At 64.3% G+C, this 16674-nt stretch carries 17 protein-coding genes; 8 read left to right on the top strand and 9 right to left on the bottom strand.

All coding sequences use genetic code 11. The annotated features are described in order from the left end of the window. The 3 genes from H6B51_RS12785 to fumC form a co-directional block, all read right to left on the bottom strand. Positions 1 to 467 (bottom strand): OB-fold nucleic acid binding domain-containing protein (locus H6B51_RS12785; protein ID WP_243421293.1); only part of this gene is annotated, 467 nt, incomplete at its 3' end. A gap of 398 nt (positions 468 to 865) precedes the next feature. Then, positions 866 to 2035, bottom strand: coding sequence for an NAD(P)-dependent malic enzyme (locus H6B51_RS12780; RefSeq protein ID WP_204884062.1), 1170 nt, complete (start codon positions 2033 to 2035; stop codon positions 866 to 868). Positions 2036 to 2053: 18 nt separating this feature from the next. After that, entirely contained in the window at positions 2054 to 3418 is a 1365-nt protein-coding gene (gene fumC, locus H6B51_RS12775; RefSeq protein WP_204884061.1) for a class II fumarate hydratase, read from the bottom strand. Positions 3419 to 3584: 166 nt separating this feature from the next. On the opposite strand from fumC, the gene H6B51_RS12770 reads away from it, so the two are divergent. The 6 genes from H6B51_RS12770 (at position 3585) to H6B51_RS12745 (ending at position 10296) form a co-directional block, all read left to right on the top strand. Beyond that, positions 3585 to 4262: a response regulator transcription factor gene (locus tag H6B51_RS12770; RefSeq protein WP_204884060.1), complete on the top strand. Its 678-nt coding sequence runs from the start codon at positions 3585 to 3587 to the stop codon at positions 4260 to 4262. Next, positions 4255 to 5481, top strand: a complete 1227-nt coding sequence (locus H6B51_RS12765) for a sensor histidine kinase (RefSeq protein WP_204884059.1) — start codon at positions 4255 to 4257, stop codon at positions 5479 to 5481. The genes H6B51_RS12770 and H6B51_RS12765 overlap by 8 nt, the downstream gene beginning before the upstream one ends. A gap of 133 nt (positions 5482 to 5614) precedes the next feature. Further along, positions 5615 to 6607, top strand: coding sequence for an ABC transporter ATP-binding protein (locus H6B51_RS12760; protein WP_204884058.1), 993 nt, complete (start codon positions 5615 to 5617; stop codon positions 6605 to 6607). Then, complete coding sequence (locus tag H6B51_RS12755) at positions 6604 to 7467, top strand: ABC transporter permease (protein WP_204884057.1); 864 nt, start codon at positions 6604 to 6606, stop codon at positions 7465 to 7467. Before H6B51_RS12760 ends, H6B51_RS12755 begins: the two co-directional genes overlap by 4 nt. Next, a complete protein-coding gene (locus tag H6B51_RS12750; protein WP_204884056.1) occupies positions 7467 to 8924 on the top strand; it encodes a GldG family protein in 1458 nt (485 codons plus the stop codon). The genes H6B51_RS12755 and H6B51_RS12750 overlap by 1 nt, the downstream gene beginning before the upstream one ends. After that, positions 8911 to 10296 carry a DUF4340 domain-containing protein gene (locus tag H6B51_RS12745; RefSeq protein WP_204884055.1) on the top strand — a complete coding sequence of 462 codons (1386 nt, stop codon included), beginning with the start codon at positions 8911 to 8913 and terminating at the stop codon, positions 10294 to 10296. The genes H6B51_RS12750 and H6B51_RS12745 overlap by 14 nt, the downstream gene beginning before the upstream one ends. Positions 10297 to 10377: 81 nt before the next feature. On the opposite strand, the gene proC is transcribed toward H6B51_RS12745, so the two are convergent. Together proC and H6B51_RS12735 are read right to left on the bottom strand one after the other, a co-directional pair. Beyond that, positions 10378 to 11457, bottom strand: a complete 1080-nt coding sequence (gene proC / locus H6B51_RS12740; RefSeq protein WP_204884054.1) for a pyrroline-5-carboxylate reductase — start codon at positions 11455 to 11457, stop codon at positions 10378 to 10380. A gap of 4 nt (positions 11458 to 11461) precedes the next feature. Further along, positions 11462 to 12418, bottom strand: coding sequence for a tRNA dihydrouridine synthase (locus H6B51_RS12735; RefSeq protein WP_243421292.1), 957 nt, complete (start codon positions 12416 to 12418; stop codon positions 11462 to 11464). 196 nt (positions 12419 to 12614) lie between these two features. Here H6B51_RS12735 and H6B51_RS12730 point away from each other — a divergent pair, with 196 nt between their 5' ends. Together H6B51_RS12730 and H6B51_RS12725 are read left to right on the top strand one after the other, a co-directional pair. Next, on the top strand, positions 12615 to 13175 hold the full coding sequence (locus H6B51_RS12730) for a DUF3793 family protein (RefSeq protein WP_204884053.1): 561 nt from the start codon (positions 12615 to 12617) through the stop codon (positions 13173 to 13175). A gap of 86 nt (positions 13176 to 13261) precedes the next feature. Then, positions 13262 to 13423 (top strand): hypothetical protein, encoded by a 162-nt coding sequence (locus H6B51_RS12725; RefSeq protein WP_204884052.1) that lies wholly within the window; start codon positions 13262 to 13264, stop codon positions 13421 to 13423. 140 nt (positions 13424 to 13563) lie between these two features. Here H6B51_RS12725 and H6B51_RS12720 read toward each other — a convergent pair whose 3' ends face one another. The 4 genes from H6B51_RS12720 to thiF all read right to left on the bottom strand — a co-directional run. Beyond that, positions 13564 to 14157 carry a thiamine phosphate synthase gene (locus H6B51_RS12720; protein WP_204884051.1) on the bottom strand — a complete coding sequence of 198 codons (594 nt, stop codon included), beginning with the start codon at positions 14155 to 14157 and terminating at the stop codon, positions 13564 to 13566. Then, complete coding sequence (gene thiH, locus H6B51_RS12715) at positions 14144 to 15331, bottom strand: 2-iminoacetate synthase ThiH (protein ID WP_204884050.1); 1188 nt, start codon at positions 15329 to 15331, stop codon at positions 14144 to 14146. Before thiH ends, H6B51_RS12720 begins: the two co-directional genes overlap by 14 nt. Positions 15332 to 15345: 14 nt before the next feature. Further along, positions 15346 to 16110: a thiazole synthase gene (locus H6B51_RS12710; protein ID WP_204884049.1), complete on the bottom strand. Its 765-nt coding sequence runs from the start codon at positions 16108 to 16110 to the stop codon at positions 15346 to 15348. Positions 16111 to 16136: 26 nt separating this feature from the next. Continuing rightward, positions 16137 to 16674, bottom strand: a 538-nt coding sequence (gene thiF / locus H6B51_RS12705) for a sulfur carrier protein ThiS adenylyltransferase ThiF (protein ID WP_204884048.1), incomplete at its 5' end; no start/stop codon positions are given.

The following is a 16674-nucleotide window of genomic DNA, read 5'->3' as shown; positions in this document are numbered from 1 at the left end:
GTGTGGATCTCGGTAAAATCCTGGCTTTGAAGGAAATCCCGGAATGCCCGGCAGATGCCTGCCTGGATACGGAAGACCGCCCGTTCCCTGGGGGTGCGGAGGACCACCGGCCGAAGGGCCAGCTCGGTGTCCAGGTTCAGGCTCAGCTTTTTCTTGGACAGGGGTACCGGCGGGGGGGCGGCGGGCCGGGAGAGGACGGTGAGCTTTGCGTCGGTGAGCTCCATGCCGCCGGGGGCCCGGGGCTCTGTCCGCCACAGGCCGGAGGCGGTGACGGCGCACTCCTCGGTGGCCCCGTCCAGGGCCTCCTTGTGGGTACACACGCACTGCACCAGGCCATGCCGGGTGCGGAGGGTGACGAAGGTGATGCCGCCCATGTCCCGCAGGGCGTGGACCGCGCCGTGGATGGAATCGGTCCGGTTGTTCCGGCCCTCCACCATCGTATCAAATTTCTGAGCCAGGAACACCATACCATTCACAACCTTTCAGCAAAAAAATAAAAAAAGTCCCGAAACCATAGACTGGTTTCGGGACGGAACAAACTCCGCGGTACCACCCGTGGTTGCCCCATCGCCCTTGACGGAGCCACTCGGAACCGTTAACGCCGGTAAAACGGACGGACCTACCTCCCAAACGGGGCTCGGAGCGCCGGCTCAAACGTGTTGCGCCATCCCATCCTGCCGGACCGGGCTCTCAGTCGGTGACCCGGATTCTCTGGCGGCCCTCACGGGGGGCGGTCGTTCTCATCGCTTTTTATGGGTTGTAGTATAAGCACTTTTTTGACTGAAAGCAATTGTGGATTCCGCCAAAAACAAGAGAGAAAACAGAAGGATAAAGAACAAAATCTACAAAAAACAGGGGGACATCCTCAGATTCGGGCGATGCCCTGCTCTCTGGCCTCCTGGGCCACCGCGTCGGCAATGGCGTCTGCCACGGTTTTATCCAGGGCGGAGGGGAGGATATAGTCGGCGCTCAGCTTGTCCTCGGGCACCAGGGCGGCCAGGGCGCGGGCGGCTCGCATCTTCATGCCCTCGGTGATCTCCCGGGCCCGGACGGCCAGGGCCCCCTTGAACACGCCGGGGAACACCAGCACGTTGTTGATCTGGTTGGGGAAGTCGGAACGGCCGGTGCCGATGACGGCGGCCCCGCCCTTCTTGGCCTCGTCGGGCATGATCTCCGGGGTGGGGTTGGCCATGGCAAAGACGATGCCCCGGTTCATGGTGGATACCATCTGGGCGGTGACCAGATTGGGCCGGGACACCCCCACAAAGGCGTCGGCCCCCTTGAGGGCGTCGGCAAGGGTGCCGTGCTCGTGCTTCAGATTGGAGATGTGGGAGATCTCCTCCTGACCGGCGTTGAGACCCTGGTCCCCTTCGCAGATGATGCCGCCCAGGTCGCACATGACGATGTTGCCGAAGCCCATGGAGATGAGCAGCTTGCCGATGGCGATACCGGCAGCCCCTGCTCCGTTGATGACGATCTTCATCTGACCCAGGGTTTTGCCGGTGACCTTGGCGGCGTTGAGCATGGCGGCAGCCACCACGATGGCGGTGCCGTGCTGATCGTCGTGGAACACGGGGATGTCGCACAGCTCCTTCAGGCGGCGCTCCACCTCAAAGCACCGGGGAGCGGCGATATCCTCCAGGTTGATGCCCCCGAAGCTCTTGGAGATGAGGTAGATGGTCTCCACCAGCTTGTCCACGTCCTTGGTGTCCACGCAGATGGGGAAGGCGTCCACTCCGGCAAAGGCCTTGAACAGGGCGCACTTGCCCTCCATCACCGGCATACCGGCGGCGGGGCCGATGTCCCCCAGCCCCAGCACGGCGGAGCCGTCGGTGATGACGGCCACCAGGTTGCTCCGGCGGGTGAGCCGGAAGGACTCCTCATAATTTTGGACAATGACCCGGCAGGGCTCGGCCACGCCGGGGGTGTACATGAGGGAGAGGTCCTCCCGGGTCTCGATGGGTCTGCGGGTGACCACTTCGATCTTGCCGTGGAGGTCGTAGTGGAGCTTCAGGGCCTGTTCATTTACGTCCATAGGTAACATCCTTCTTTCTTATACCATTTCCTCGGGGTGGAATACCTCGTCAAACCGCTCCGCCGTCAAAAAGCCCAGGCTGACGCAGGCCTCCTTCAGGGAGATCCCCTCGGCGTGGGCCTTCTTGGCGGTTTTGGCGGCGTTGTCGTAGCCGATGTAGGGGTTGAGGGCGGTGACCAGCATGAGGGAGTTGTGCAGGTTGTGGCGGCACTTCTCCCGGTCGGCGGTGATGCCCACGGCGCAGTTGCGGTTGAAGGAGTCCATGCAGTCGGTCAGCAGCCGTACCGACTGGAGGAAGTTGTAGGCGCACACCGGCATGAACACGTTGAGCTCGAAATTGCCCTGGGAGGCGGCCATGCCCACCGCCACGTCGTTGGCCATGACCTGGACGGCCACCATGGTCACCGCCTCACACTGGGTGGGGTTCACCTTGCCCGGCATGATGGAGGAGCCGGGCTCATTTTCCGGGATGCGCAGCTCTCCCAGGCCGCACCGGGGGCCGGAGGCCAGCCAGCGCACGTCGTTGGCGATCTTCATCAGATCGGCGGCCAGGGCCTTCAGCCCGCCGTGGGCAAAGACCAGCTCGTCCTTGCTGGTGAGGGCGTGGAATTTGTTGGGGGCGGTAACAAAGGGTTTGCCGGTGAGCTGGGCCACAGCCTCGGCCACCGCGGTGTCAAAGCCCTTGGGGGCGTTGAGGCCGGTACCCACGGCGGTGCCGCCCAGGGCCAGCTGCCGCAGGGGGGGCAGGGCCAGCGCCAGCAGGGCGCGGTCCTGCTCCAGGCTGGCCCGCCAGCCGCTGATCTCCTGGCCCACGGTGATGGGCACCGCGTCCTGGAGGTGGGTGCGGCCGCTCTTCACCACGTCCTTGTTTTCCTCCTCCAGCCGCCGGAAGGTGGCGATGAGGCTGTCCAGGGCGGGAAAGAGCTTGTCCTCGATCTCCACCGCTCCGGCGATATGCATGGCGGTGGGGAAGGTGTCGTTGGAGGACTGGGACATATTTACATGGTCGTTGGGGTGGAGGAGCTTTTCTCCCGCCAGCTGGTTGCCCCGGTTGGCCACCACCTCGTTGACGTTCATGTTGGACTGGGTGCCCGAGCCGGTCTGCCACACCACCAGGGGGAAGTGGCCCTCCAGCTTGCCGGACAGGATCTCGTCGCAGGCCCGGCTGATCAGGTCCAGCTTCTGGTCGTCCAGCCTGCCCAGCCGGTGGTTTGCCATGGCGGCCGCCTTTTTCAGGATGGCGAACGCCTTGATGATCTCTCCCGGCATTTTCTCTGTGCCAATGGGGAAGTTCTGGTAGCTGCGCTGGGTCTGGGCCCCCCAGCAGCGGTCGGCGGGCACCCGCATTTCGCCCATGCTGTCCCGTTCGATCCTGTATTCCATCTGTATTCCTCCGTCCTTTCCGATGGGGTCGGTGTCATTCATCTCTGCATTGTAGCACGAACGCCCGCCAAAAAAAAGTGGGTACTCCGGGGAAAGGTTGATTTTTCAGCTTGGATTAAAGTTGAGCTGGTAGGATAACAGTGACAACATATGGGGGTGACCTGTTTTGAAGATCCTGATCATTGAGGACGAAAAGCTGCTGGCCGATTCCATCGGGGCGCTGCTGCGGGGCAAGGGCTTTGAGGTGGAGATGGTGTATGATGGGGAGACCGGGTCCCAGTACGCCGAGTTGGGGGTGTATGACCTGCTGATCCTGGACGTGATGATGCCGGGGATGGACGGCTATCAGGTGGCCCGGCAGGTGCGCTCCAAGCGGCTGGGGGTACCCATCCTCATGCTTACTGCCCGGGGGGATCTGGAGGATCGGATCGCCGGGCTCAACTCGGGGGCGGACTACTACCTGACCAAGCCCTTCGATACCAGGGAGCTGTTGGCCTGCATCAACGCCCTGCTCCGGCGGCAGGGCAGCCAGGTGGACCAGCTCACCTTCGGCAACACCGCCCTGGATCTGTCCTCCGCCATGCTCATCCGGGGGACGGAGCGGGTGCGCCTGTCCGCCAAGGAGTTTGACGTCATGCGCTTTCTCCTCCAGGCCGGGGGGCGCAATCTGTCCAAGGAGATGATCCTGGCCCGGGTGTGGGGCTACGATTCCAACGCGGTGGAGAACCACGTGGAGGTGTACATCGGCTTTTTGCGGAAAAAACTGACCAGCATCGGCTCCAACGTGCGCATCCGGGTGATCCGGCGGCTGGGCTACCATCTGGAGGTGGAGGAGGATGCTTAAAAAGCTGCGGCTCAAGTTCGTCCTTATCAACATGGCCATCGTCACCATCCTGCTGTCCGTCATCCTGGGGCTGGTGCTCTACTTTACCCGAGCGGATCTGGAAAGCGAGAGCATCCGCATGATGCAGAGCATCGCCGCCCAGCCCTTCCAGCTGGGCGCGCCCGACCAGCGGGGGGAGGAGGTGCGCCTGCCCTTCTTCACCCTCCAGCTCTCTCCCCGGGGGGAGCTGATGGCCGCCGGAGGGGGGTATTATGACCTGTCCGACGACGAATTTCTGGACGACCTCATCCGGCAGGCCACGTCCTCCCCAAAAAAGCTGGGAGTGCTGGAGGAGTATGGCCTGCGGTACTATCGGACGGACAGCCTGGTGAGCCCCTGCCTGGTCTTTGCCGACATATCCAGTGAGCGGGCCACTTTGGAGGGGCTGTTCCGCACCTGTCTGCTCATCGGGCTGGCGGGGTTCGGGGCCTTTTTGTGGGTCAGCGTGATGCTGTCCAAGTGGGCGGTGCGGCCGGTGGAGCGGGCCTGGCAGCAGCAGCGGCAGTTTGTGGCCGCCGCCTCTCACGAGCTCAAGACCCCTTTGACGGTGATCAACACCAACGCCCAGCTTTTAAAGGAGCCGGACTACGGGCCGGAGCAGAAGGAACGGTTTCTCTCCAGCATCCAAACCATGTCCGGGCAGATGGGAGCCCTCATCCGGCAGATGCTGGAGCTGGCCCGGGCGGACAGTGTGGAGCAAACGGCGGTATTTGCCCAGGTGGACCTGAGCCGGGTGGTGGAGCAGGCGGTGCTCCCCTTTGAGCCGGTGTTTTTCGAGGCGGGCCTGGGGCTGGAGACCCATGTGGACAAGGGGATCACCGTCCGGGGCGGGGCGGAGCAGCTGCGGCAGGTGGTGGATATCCTGCTGGACAACGCCCGGAAATACGCCCGGCCGGGAGGCATGACCTGGGTGACCCTGGAGCGGGCGGGGCGGAACCGCTGCCGCCTGGCGGTGGCCGACCAGGGAGAGCCCATCCCGGCGGAGGCTCTGGGGCATCTGTTTGAGCGGTTTTACCGGGCCGACCCGGCCCGCAGCCGGACAGGCAGCTTCGGCCTGGGCCTGTCCATTGCCCAAACCATCGTGGCCCAGCATGGGGGAAAGATCTGGGCGGGGAGTCAGGGGGGCGTCAACCGGTTCCTGGTGGAGCTGCGCACCGCCAAAGCCGGGAGTGAAACATAGAGAGCCGGGAATGGAGCCCGGCTTTGCCGTACAAAATCTCAACGCACGGCTCAGCTTTCAGGATGGTTTCAGTGACCCGGGCTATAATGGCTCCGAAACGGGCCCTGCGGGGCCGGCGTTAAGGAGGTCAACCATGATCACAGTGGAGCACTTGACAAAACGGTATGGCGACTTCACGGCGGTGGACGATCTCTCCTTTGAGATCCAGGAGGGCCACGTCTACGGCTTTCTGGGCCCCAACGGGGCGGGAAAGTCCACCACCATGAACATCATGACCGGCTGCCTCTCTCCCACGGAGGGGAGTGTGCGCATCTACGGCCACGACATTTTTCAGGAGCCCAACCAGGCCAAGCGCCTGATGGGCTATCTGCCTGAGCAGCCCCCTCTCTACATGAACGAGACCCCGGAGGAATACCTGCGCTTCGTGGGGGAGGCCAAGGGGCTGCGGGGAGGCGCTCTGGAGGAACAGATCCGGGGGGTGGTGGAGCAGACCAGGCTCCAGGAGGTGTACCACAAGCCTATTTCCGCCCTGTCCAAGGGCTATAAGCAGCGGGTGGGCATTGCCCAGGCCCTGCTGGGGGACCCCAAGGTGGTCATTCTGGACGAACCCACCGTGGGCCTGGATCCCCTCCAGATCATTGAGATCCGGGAGCTCATCCACCAGCTTGGCCGGGACCGGACGGTGATCCTCAGCTCCCACATCCTTTCGGAGATCCAGACCATGTGCGACCAGATCCTCATCATCGCCCGGGGGAAGCTGGTGGCCTTCGATACCCCGGAGGGGCTGGAGCGGGCGTTGCTGGCCCCCAGCCAGATCACCCTCACCGCCGAGGCGGGGGAGGACGAGGTGCGGGAGATCCTGTCCCAGGTCGAGCACGTCGTCCAGGCCGAGCTCACCCCCCGGGAGGACGGCGCGGTGTCCGTCAGGGTCAAGACCGACGGGGACAGCATCTATGACGTGTCCCGGGCCATCTTCTTCGCCTTTGCCAGGAGAAACAGGGCCCTGCTGGAGATCTCCCTGAAGAAGGCCAACCTGGAGGACATCTTCCTGGAGCTCACCGAGGGAGCCGGCCAGCCGGCGGGACCGGAAGCGCCGGATGAGATGAAGGAGGTGGATGAGGCATGACCGCCATTTTCAAGCATGAGCTGAGGAGCTATTTCCACTCCCTCACCGCCTATGTGTTCGGAGCCTTCCTGCTGGCCTTTATCGGCATCTGGGCCATGATCTACAACATCCAGGCGTCGGTAAGCAATTTTGAGTATGTGCTCTCCTCCGGCTCCCTGATCTTTGTGGTCATCGTGCCCATCCTGACCATGCGGGTCATCGCCGAGGAGCGCAAGCAGAAGACCGACCAGCTGCTCTATGCCCTGCCCATTACCACGACCCAGGTGATCCTGGGCAAGTATCTGGCCCTGCTGACGGTGTATCTCATTCCCCTGGCGGTGGTGTGCGTCTATCCCATCATTTTCGCCCAGTTCGGGGAGGTCTACCTGCTCACTGCCTACGGCTCCATTCTGGCCTTCTTTATCATGGGGGCGGCGCTGTTGGCGCTGGGAATGTTCATCTCCTCCCTGACGGAGAACCAGGGCTTCGCCGCGGGCATCGGCATTGCCGTTATTCTGCTGAACTACTACAGCGTCAGCCTGTCCGAGTATGTGTCCTCCACCGCCATGGGCTCCATGATCGCCCTGCTGGTGCTGGCTCTGCTGGTGGGGGTGCTGATCCGCCACCTCACCGGCCATGAGAATCTGGCCTACGGCGTCTGTCTGGTGCTGATGGCGGCGGTGGCGGTGTGCTATCTGACGGACAGCGCCGCCTTCGAGGGCCTGCTGCCCAAGATCATGTCCACCCTGTCCCTCTTTGAGCGGTTCAACGCCTTTGTCAACGGGATGTTTGATCTCACCGCCATCGTGTATTACGGCAGCGTCATCGCCTTCTTTTTGTTCCTGTCCGTCCAGTCCCTGGAGAAGCGGAGGTATAACTGATGAAAAAACCTGAGCTGTCCGCCCGGAAGGCGGGCGGGGGAAAGGGAAAGCTGGCCTTTCGGGGCGGCGCCTATTCCCTGGCCATCACCGCCATCGTGCTGGCCCTGCTGGTGGTGGTGAACGTGCTGGCCGGGGTGCTCCCCGCCGCCTGGACCAAGTATGATATCAGCGCCTCTCAGCTCTACTCTGTGACAAGCAATACCAAGGTGGTGCTCAACGCCCTGGAGGAGGACGTGACCATCTACTGGATCGTCCAGGCCGACCAGGAGGACGTGGTGCTGGAGACCCTGCTGAGCAAGTATGAGAGCCTGTCCGACCATGTGAAGGTGGAGAAGAAGAACCCCGACGTATACCCCACCTTCGCCCAGCAGTACACCGACGAGACGGTGGAGAACAACAGCCTCATCGTGGTGTGCGGCGACCGCAGCCGCTATATTCCCATTGACGACATCTACCTCTACGAGGTGGATATGTACACCTACACCTCCTATCTGGACTCCTTCGACGGGGAGGGGGCCATCACCTCGGCCATCGACTACGTGGTCACCGAGGACCTGCCCCAGGTCTACCAGCTGGAGGGCCACGGGGAGGCCGAGCTGCCCGCCACCTTCCAGGAGCAGCTGGAGAAGGGCAACGTGGAGCTCCAGAGCCTGTCCCTGCTGACGGTGGACCAGATCCCCGAGGACGCCGCCTGCCTGCTGATCTACGCCCCCGCCAGCGATATCTCCACCGAGGAGCGGGATATGCTGGCCGACTACGTGGCCCAGGGAGGCAAGCTGCTGGTGATGGCCGGGCCGGTGGAGGACGCCAGCCTGGACAATCTGAACAGCCTGCTGACCGACTACGGTGTGACGGTGAACGAGGGCATCGTGGTGGAGGGGGACCGGGAGCACTACGCCCTCCAGTCCCCCCTGGCCCTCATGCCCGACATGAGCTCCAATGACATCACCGATCCCCTCATTGAGGAGCGGTACTACCCCATCCTCACCATCGCCAACGGCCTCACCATCGGGGAGGAGGCCGGGGAGGGCACCGTCACCGCCCTGCTCACCACCTCGGACGCCGCCTTCAGCAAGGTGGCGGGCTATGAGATGACCAGCTACGCCCAGGAGGACGGGGACATTGCCGGGCCCTTCGTCCTGGGGGTGTCCATCGCCCACGACAGTGGCGGCGGCATCGTGTGGTTCACCTCGGGCACCTTCCTGGACGACGGCTACAACGCCTACTCCTCCGGGGCCAACGTGAACCTGGCCATGAACGCCCTGTCCTCCCTGATCGGGGAGCGGGAGGCCATGGCCATCCGCAGCAAGTCCCTGGATTACAATTATCTGACCATCAGCGACTCCACCGCCTCTCTGCTGCAGGTGACCATGATCGGTCTCTTCCCCCTGCTCTTCCTGGGGGCTGGCATTTTCGTGGTGGTGAGAAGAAGGAGGATGCAGCATGAACCGGTCTAAACGCCTGGGCCTGCTGGCGGGGCTGCTGGTGGCGGCCATTGTGGTGACCTTCGGGGTCAGCCGGTACCAGACCTGGCAGGAGGACATCAAAAACAGCGGGGAGGTCATCCTGGCCCTGTCCGTGGACGACGTACAGTCCCTGTCCTGGGACTATGAAGATGAGAGCCTGGCCTTCACCCGCTCCGACGGCTGGAGCTACGATGGGGACGAGAATTTCCCGGTGGACGGGGACAGGATGGACAGTATGCTCACCCTGTTTGAGAACCTCACCGCCGCCTTTGTCATCGAGGCTCCGGAGGACGTGGCCCAGTACGGCCTGGACGATCCCACCTGCACCATCAACCTCACCGCCGGGGACACTGACTATACCATCACTCTGGGGGACTACAGCACCATGGACGCCCAGCGGTACCTGTCGATTGGGGACGGCAATGTCTACCTGGTGGAGACAGATCCTCTGGATACCTTTGACGTGGCCCTCAGCGACCTGATCCTCCACGACACGGTGCCCACCTTCCAGCAGGTGAATCAGTTTACCCTGGAGGGGGAGGAGACCCTAAGTGTGGACTACGTGGCGGAAGGGGGAGATTCCTACCGGGAGGACGACGTGTATTACGCCCAGGTGGACGGGGCGCAGGCCCCCCTGGACACCAGCCGGGTGGAGAACTACCTGGCCGACCTGGAATATCTGGGGCTCACCGACTACCTCACCTACACCGCCGACGAGGGGGATCTGGCGGCCTACGGCCTGGATGACCCGGAGCTGCGGGTGACGGTGGACTACACCGAGACCGACGAGGAGGGCAACGAGACCGCCCGGACCTTTACTCTGGCGGTGAGCCGGGATCCGGATCAGGAGCCCGTCGAGGACGAGGAGGCGGAGGATATCACCGCCTACGCCCGGGTGGGGGAGTCGAAGCTCATTTATCAGATCTCCGGCGCCGACTACCTGGCTCTGATGGCGGCGGGGTATGACGACCTGCGCCATACGGAGATCCTGCCCGCCGACTTTGAGGATCTGTCTCAGGTGGACGTGACTCTGGACGGGGTGGACTACACCCTCACCCTGGCGGAGGAAGAGGAGGGCATGACGCTCTCCTATCAGGACCAGGAGGTGGAGATCACCGACTTCCAGACCGCCCTGGAGACTCTGGCCGCCGACAGCTTCACCGAGGAGCAGCCCACCGGCCAGGAGGAGATCGCCCTGACGGTCCACCTGGATCTGGAGGGCCAGCCCACGGTGTCCATCGTCCTCTACCGCTATGACGGCAGCAGCTGTCTGGCGGTGGTGGACGGCCAGCCTACCGCGCTGGTGGCCCGGAGCGCCGTGGTGGACCTGGTGGAGGCGGTCAACGCTGTGGTATTGAATTGAACAAAAAGCGGGGCTGTTGCATGCAAACGCAACAGCCCCGCTTTTGTCATTCTGAGCGACAGGGTGGGATCGGTTCTGGTTTCAGCTCTTTCCCAGCTCCACGGTCTTGTGGAAAGCGGCCTCCACCGCCTGGATGGCGGCAGAGCGGAAGGCCTTTTCCTCCAGCACGGCCACCCCGGCGATGGTGGAGCCCCCGGGGGAGCATACCTCGTCCTTGAGCTGGCCGGGGTGCTTGCCGGTCTCCAGCACCATGGCGGCGGAGCCCAGCACCATCTGGGCGGCGTACACCATGGCCTGCTGCCGGGGCAGGCCCACCTTGACCCCGCCGTCGGCCAGGGCTTCGATGAAGGGATAGACGAAGGCGGGGCCGCAGCCGGCGATGGCGGAGAAGGCGTCCATCTGGTTTTCACTCAGCCGCTCCACCCGGCCGGCTTTGGCCAGGATGTCCTCCACCCCCTGGAAATGCTCCTCTCTGGCCTCCGGCTCCCCGGTGAGGGCCAGCATCCCCATGCCAATGGAGGCGGGGGTGTTGGGCATGATACGCAGCACGGCGGGGGCGTAATCCAGCCCCTCCAGCCAGCCCCGGAGGGTGGCGATCCGGATACCGGCGGCGATGGTCACCAGCACCTTGTCCCGCTGCTGGGCCAGTACGGGCACCAGCTCCCCCACCACCCCGGCCATGACCTGGGGCTTGACGCACAAAAATACGTACTCCGCTTGGCGGGCGGCCTCCCCGTTGCCGGAGACGGCCGTACAGCCCAGTTGGTCGGCCAGAGTTTGGGCCCGGGCGGCATCCCGGTCGGTGATGACCACCTGGTCGGGGCCAACCGCCTGACAGGCGGCCTGAATGAGAGCGCCCCCCATGTTGCCGGTGCCGATAAACGCGACCTTTTTCATAACAGATCCCTGCTTTCTTTGGTATATTGAGATCAGGGCCAGCTTTTGCGGCCGGCTCAGCTGTTTGATCCGGTATTCCCGTCTCAGGGCCGCCCCCTTGTCCGGGCAAGCTTCCCGGTAGACCACCTCTACCGGCAGACGGCTTCGGGTGTATTTGGCCCCCCTGCCCCGGTTGTGGACCGCCGCCCGCTTGTCCACGTCGGCAGCGATGCCGGTATAGAGGGTGCCGTCGGCGCACCGCAGGATGTAGACCCAGTAGGCCATGGCCTCACCAGTCGGGCAGGAGGACGGGGGAGAGGGGAAGCTCCCGGAACACTGCCCCCACCGCTTCCTCGTAGGCCAGAGGGTCCCTGGCCTTCTTGATGGCCCTGGACAGCCTGTCGCCCCCCTCAAACAGGTGGATCAGGTAGAACCAGACCTCCTTCATCCGCAGCATGGCGTTGCGGCGGCTGCCGAAGGCGGCGGCGTAGCTCTCGTAGATCTGGGTCACAAAGCCCTCCAGCTCCTCCCTGCTTGCCGGGGGGCCCCCCTTGGCCCGCCGGGCCAGGGCGGGGTCTCCCGCCAGTCCCCGGCCCAGCATAAGGCGCTCAGCCAGGGGGAAGGCGGCCCGGAGGGCGGCGATGTCCTCCGGGGTATACAGATCCCCGTTGTAGCACACCGGGAAGGGGCTGTCCAGCAGGGCGGCGGCAAAGCACTCCAGCCGTGGGGTGTTTTTATACAGATCCTTCTGCACCCGGGGGTGGACGATGAGCTGGGCCAGGGGGTATTTACGGAAGATCGTCAGCAGGGCGGGAAACTCCTCCGGGGACAGGAGGCCCACCCTGGTCTTGATGGAGATGGCGCAGCAGGCGTGGGAAAAGATGTCCTCCAGAAACCGGTCCAGCTCCTGGGGAAAGCCCAGAAAGCCGGAGCCCTTGCCCTTGGCCACCACGGTGCCCGAGGGACAGCCCAGATTCAGGTTGACCTCCCCATAGCCCATGGCGGCCAGCTCGTTGGCCGCCCACAGGAAGTCGGCGGCGCTGCGGGTGAGCAGCTGGGGCACGGTGTCCAGCCCCAGGTTGTGCTGGGGCAGTACCTCCCGCAGCTCCCGTTTGGTGAACCGGTGGTCCTGAGTGGGGGTGAGGAAGGGGGTATAATACCGGTCCACCCCCCCGAACCAGCGGTGGAGGGCCTGGCGGTAGTATACGGTGGTGAGCCCCTCCATAGGGGCGAGGGAAAGGTTCAAAAGAGATCCCTCCTTGCTGTGGTGGGTTCTGGCTATCATCCTAACAAAATCAGGGGAGACCGTCAAGGAGAAGAGGGACGAAAAAACCTTGACAAGACAGATGGGACATGGTAAACTTACGCAAAGAGGTTAGTTATAGCTAACCATTTTAATTGTGTGTAGGTTAGCTATAGCTAACGTGAAAGGAGCCATCGCCATGTCACTCAACGCCGCCCTGATCGAGCACGCCGCGCCTACTCTGGCGGGCCTGAAGCCCGCCAGCCTGTTTCGGGTCCAGCCCGAGGGATCCGACTTCGGGGCCCAGTTCCTGGCCTGCAAGGAGGAGCTGGCCCGGCGGGGACTGGCGCTCACCCTGCTGAAGGGGTGCCGGAGGACGGGGGCCTACCTGGTGTACCTGTACCGGCGGCGGGGACTGGAGGAGGTACTGGCCCAGCCGGAGCACCGGGCCTTCCTGCTGGAGATGGGCTACACCCCCTGGGAGGACGTCCGGGGCTGTCTGCGGCAGCTGGCCGCCCGGCTGTGCCTGGAGGAAGACTTTCCCCACGAGATCGGGGTCTTTCTGGGCTATCCCCTGGAGGACATTCGGGGCTTTATGGCCCACAAAGGGAAAAACTATACCCTCTGCGGTTGCTGGAAGTGCTATGGAGATCCCCGGGAGGCCGCCCGAACCTTCCGGGCCTTCCAGGACTGCACCAGGGACTACCGCCGCCGGTTCCGCCGGGGTGCCACCCTGGCCCAGCTCATCGTGGCGGCGTGAGGCGGCGGAGCGTTGACGATATGGCGGGGCGGGTGTAAAATAAAGGGTACCAAACATTTTGAGAGGGACCTGAATGAATATTTTATGTGCTGAATGGCAGCCCCAAGGGGGAGAACAGCGTTACCTTGCAGACCGCCCGATATCTGAGCGCCCTCCATCCGGACCACCACTTCCATATCCTCCACGTAGGCCAGCGCATCCGGCAGTATGAGGCGGACTTCGCCCCGGTGCGGGCGGAGCTGGAGTGAGCGGAGCTGGTGCTCTTTTGCTACCCGGTATATACCTTTCTCGCCCCCTACCGCAAGGTGGTGGAGGAGGCAGGCCGGGAAAGGCAGAAATGATAATCGTACAAAAAGTGCCATCTGGACGGCCAGATGGCACTTTTCTGTTACAGACAGGCCAAAAGCTCCCGGACAGCAAACTCCGGATCGGGGCAGCGCATGAGAGAACTCATGAGGCAGGCCCCCGCCGCCCCGGTGCGGGCCACGGCGGCCAGGTTGTCCGGGCAAATCCCCCCGATGGCGTACACCGGGATGGACACCGCCTCCACCACCCGCTCCAGCCAGGGAAGCCCCCGGCCGGGCAGGCCTTTCTTGCAGTCGGTGGCAAAGACGTGGCCCGCCGTCACATAGTCCGCCCCCAGGGCCTGGGCCAAGCGTGCCTCCTCCGGGGCGTGGACCGACACCCCCAGCAGCTCCACCTGGGCCCGGAGGGCGGGATTTTGCTCCAGGGCCCCCAGGGACAGGTGGAGCCGGGGCAGGGCCAGCTTGGCGCAGAGGGCGGGGAAGTGGTGGAGCACCAGCCTGTCCCCGCAGGCGGCCAGCACCTGCCGGGCCAGGGCCTCATAGTCCTGCTCCGGCAGGTCTTTTTCCCGCAAAATCACCCTGCCCACACCCCCCCGGCACAGAGCGGCCGCCCGCTGGGGCAGGTCGCCGGGACACAGCCCCCGGTGGGTGACGCACACCAGCTCAAACGTAGACATAGTCGTTCATCACCGGCTGGAGGCCCTGGTCCCGGATGGCGGACACCACCTGGTCCACGGTGCGGCCGTCGGCGATCTCAAACTGGTCGTCTCCCTCTTCATCGCCGTCGTGGCCGCCGATGCCGGTGGACACTCCGGCGGAGATCTTGGTGGCGGCGATGTCGATGACCCGGTCCCGGAACCCCGCCCGCTCCCGGGTGGAGATGGTCATGCCGGCAAAGGGCATGAACAGCCGGTAGGCGCACATGACCTGGAGCAGCTGCCGCTCATGGACGTCCTTGGGGTTGATCCTGTCGTTGTTGACGATGGGACGCAGCCGGGGACAGGAGAAGGAGATCTCGGCGTGGGGATACTTCCGCTGGAGGAGCCAGGCGTGGATGCCGGTGGCGAAGGCGTCCTTGCGGAAGTCGTCCAGCCCCAGCAGGGCGGCGAAGGCCACCCCCCGCATCCCGCCCATGAGGGCCCGCTCCTGGGCCTCCATCCGGTAGGGAAACACCCGTTTATGGCCCGCCAGGTGGAGCTGCTCGTACCGGGCGTCGTTGTAGGTCTCCTGGAACACCGTCACGTAGTCCACCCCGCACCGGTGGAGGTAGGCGTACTCGTCGGAGTTCATGGGGTAGACCTCGATGCCCACCATTTTAAAGTACTTCCGGGCGATCTTGCAGGCTTCGCCAATGTACTCCACGTCGCTCATCTTCCGGCTCTCTCCGGTGAGGATCAGGATCTCCTCCAGGCCGGTCCGGGCGATGGCGGCCATCTCCCGCTCGATGCCCGCCAGGTCCAGCCTGGCCCGGCGGATCTTGTTGTGGCAGTTGAAGCCGCAGTAGATGCAGTAGTTCTCGCAGTAGTTGGAGATGTAGATGGGGGTGAAGAGGTACACGTTGTCCCCGAAGTAGCGCCGCTTGTCCATCCGGGCCTTTTGGGCCATCTCCTCCAGGAAGGGCTGGGCGGCGGGGGAGAGGAGGGCGGCAAAGTGCTCCGGGGTGCGTTCAGTGGCCTCCAGAGCCGCCCGCACGTCCCGGGCGGTGTAGGCGGTCTCATCATAGCCGTCCCGGGCCGCAACGACCTGGAGGCGCACCGTGGGGTCGATCTGTTCCATTTCGGGGAGATAGGCCATGTGGTCGGTCTTGTTCTTGACCTCCACCACAGTGACCCCGTCCATGGGCTGATCCATGTCTCTTCCTCCTTTCAGTCCGCCAGGAATCCGGTGAGGGGGGAGGAGGGGGCCGCCCCGTGGTCCAGCACCCGGCCCAGGCCTGCCAGCCGGGCCGCCCGGCCCGCCTCAATGGCCGACTTGAAGGCCCCCGCCATGGCGGCGATGTCCCCGGCGGTGGCGATGGCGGTGTTGGCCATGACGGCGGCCGCCCCCATCTCCATGGCCTCGCAGGCCTGGGAGGGCCGGCCGATGCCCGCGTCCACGATGATGGGCAGGTCGATCTCGTCGATGAGGATGCGGATGAAGTCCCGGGTGGCCAGCCCCTTGTTGGAGCCGATGGGGGCGCCCAGGGGCATGACGCAGGCCGCCCCGGCGTCCACCAGGTCCCGGGCCACGTTCAGGTCAGGGTACATGTAGGGCATGACCACAAAGCCCTCCCTGGCCAGGATCTCGGTGGCCTTGATGGTCTCGTAGTTGTCGGGCAGCAGGTACTTACTGTCCCGCATGATCTCGATCTTCACAAAATCCCCGCAGCCGCAGGCCCGGGCCAGCCGGGCGATGCGCACCGCCTCGTCGGCGGTGCGGGCCCCCGAGGTGTTGGGCAGCAGGGTGACCCCCTCCGGAATGTGGTCCAGGATGCTGTCGGTGTCCGAGTTGGCCCGGCGGAGGGCCAGGGTGATGATCTGGGCCCCGGCGTGCTCCACCGCCGCCCGGATCAGGTCCAGAGAGTATTTCCCCGAGCCCAGAATGAATCGGGAGGTAAAGGCGTGTCCGCCTAACATCAGTTGATCTGCCATAGTGGTTCGTTCCTTTCTGTTCTGTGTTACGGCTCTGCCTGTCCCAGCAGCAGCCGCATGACCAGGGTGGCCTGGTGGGCGGCGCACACCGCCACCCTGGGGGCCACCAGGCCCACCCCCTGGTCTATGTCGCTCTCCCCATCGCCGCAGAGGTAGAGCCGTCCCAGGGCTTTTCGGGAGGTGATGGCGTTGGCCGGGCCCATGCCCGCCATGCCGGAGCCGGAGACCACCACCGTGTCCGGCAGGCCGGTGAGGAGGGCCTGGACCAGCATGGCCTTCTGGTCGGGCCGGTCGAAGGCCTCGCACACCACCTGGCAGCCCTGGAAGAGGGCGGGGGCGTTGTCCGCCGTCACCTTGACCGTATGGGTCTCATAGGTCAGCCAGGGGTTGATCTGTTGGAGCTGCTCCGCCAGGGCCTCGGTCTTGTACCGGCCCAGGTGGGGGAGGAAGTAGTGCTGCCGGTGGAGGTTGGTCACGTCCACCTTGTCAAAGTCGGCCAGCACCAGCCGCCCCACCCCCAGCCGGGCCAGCAGCACGGCGATGTGGGAGCCCAGGCCCCCCAGC

Source organism: Pseudoflavonifractor phocaeensis, assembly GCF_016901955.1.
In the GTDB taxonomy this organism is placed as follows: Bacteria; Bacillota; Clostridia; order Oscillospirales; family Oscillospiraceae; genus Flavonifractor; species Flavonifractor phocaeensis_A.
This window is presented reverse-complemented; position numbering and strand designations above follow the sequence as displayed.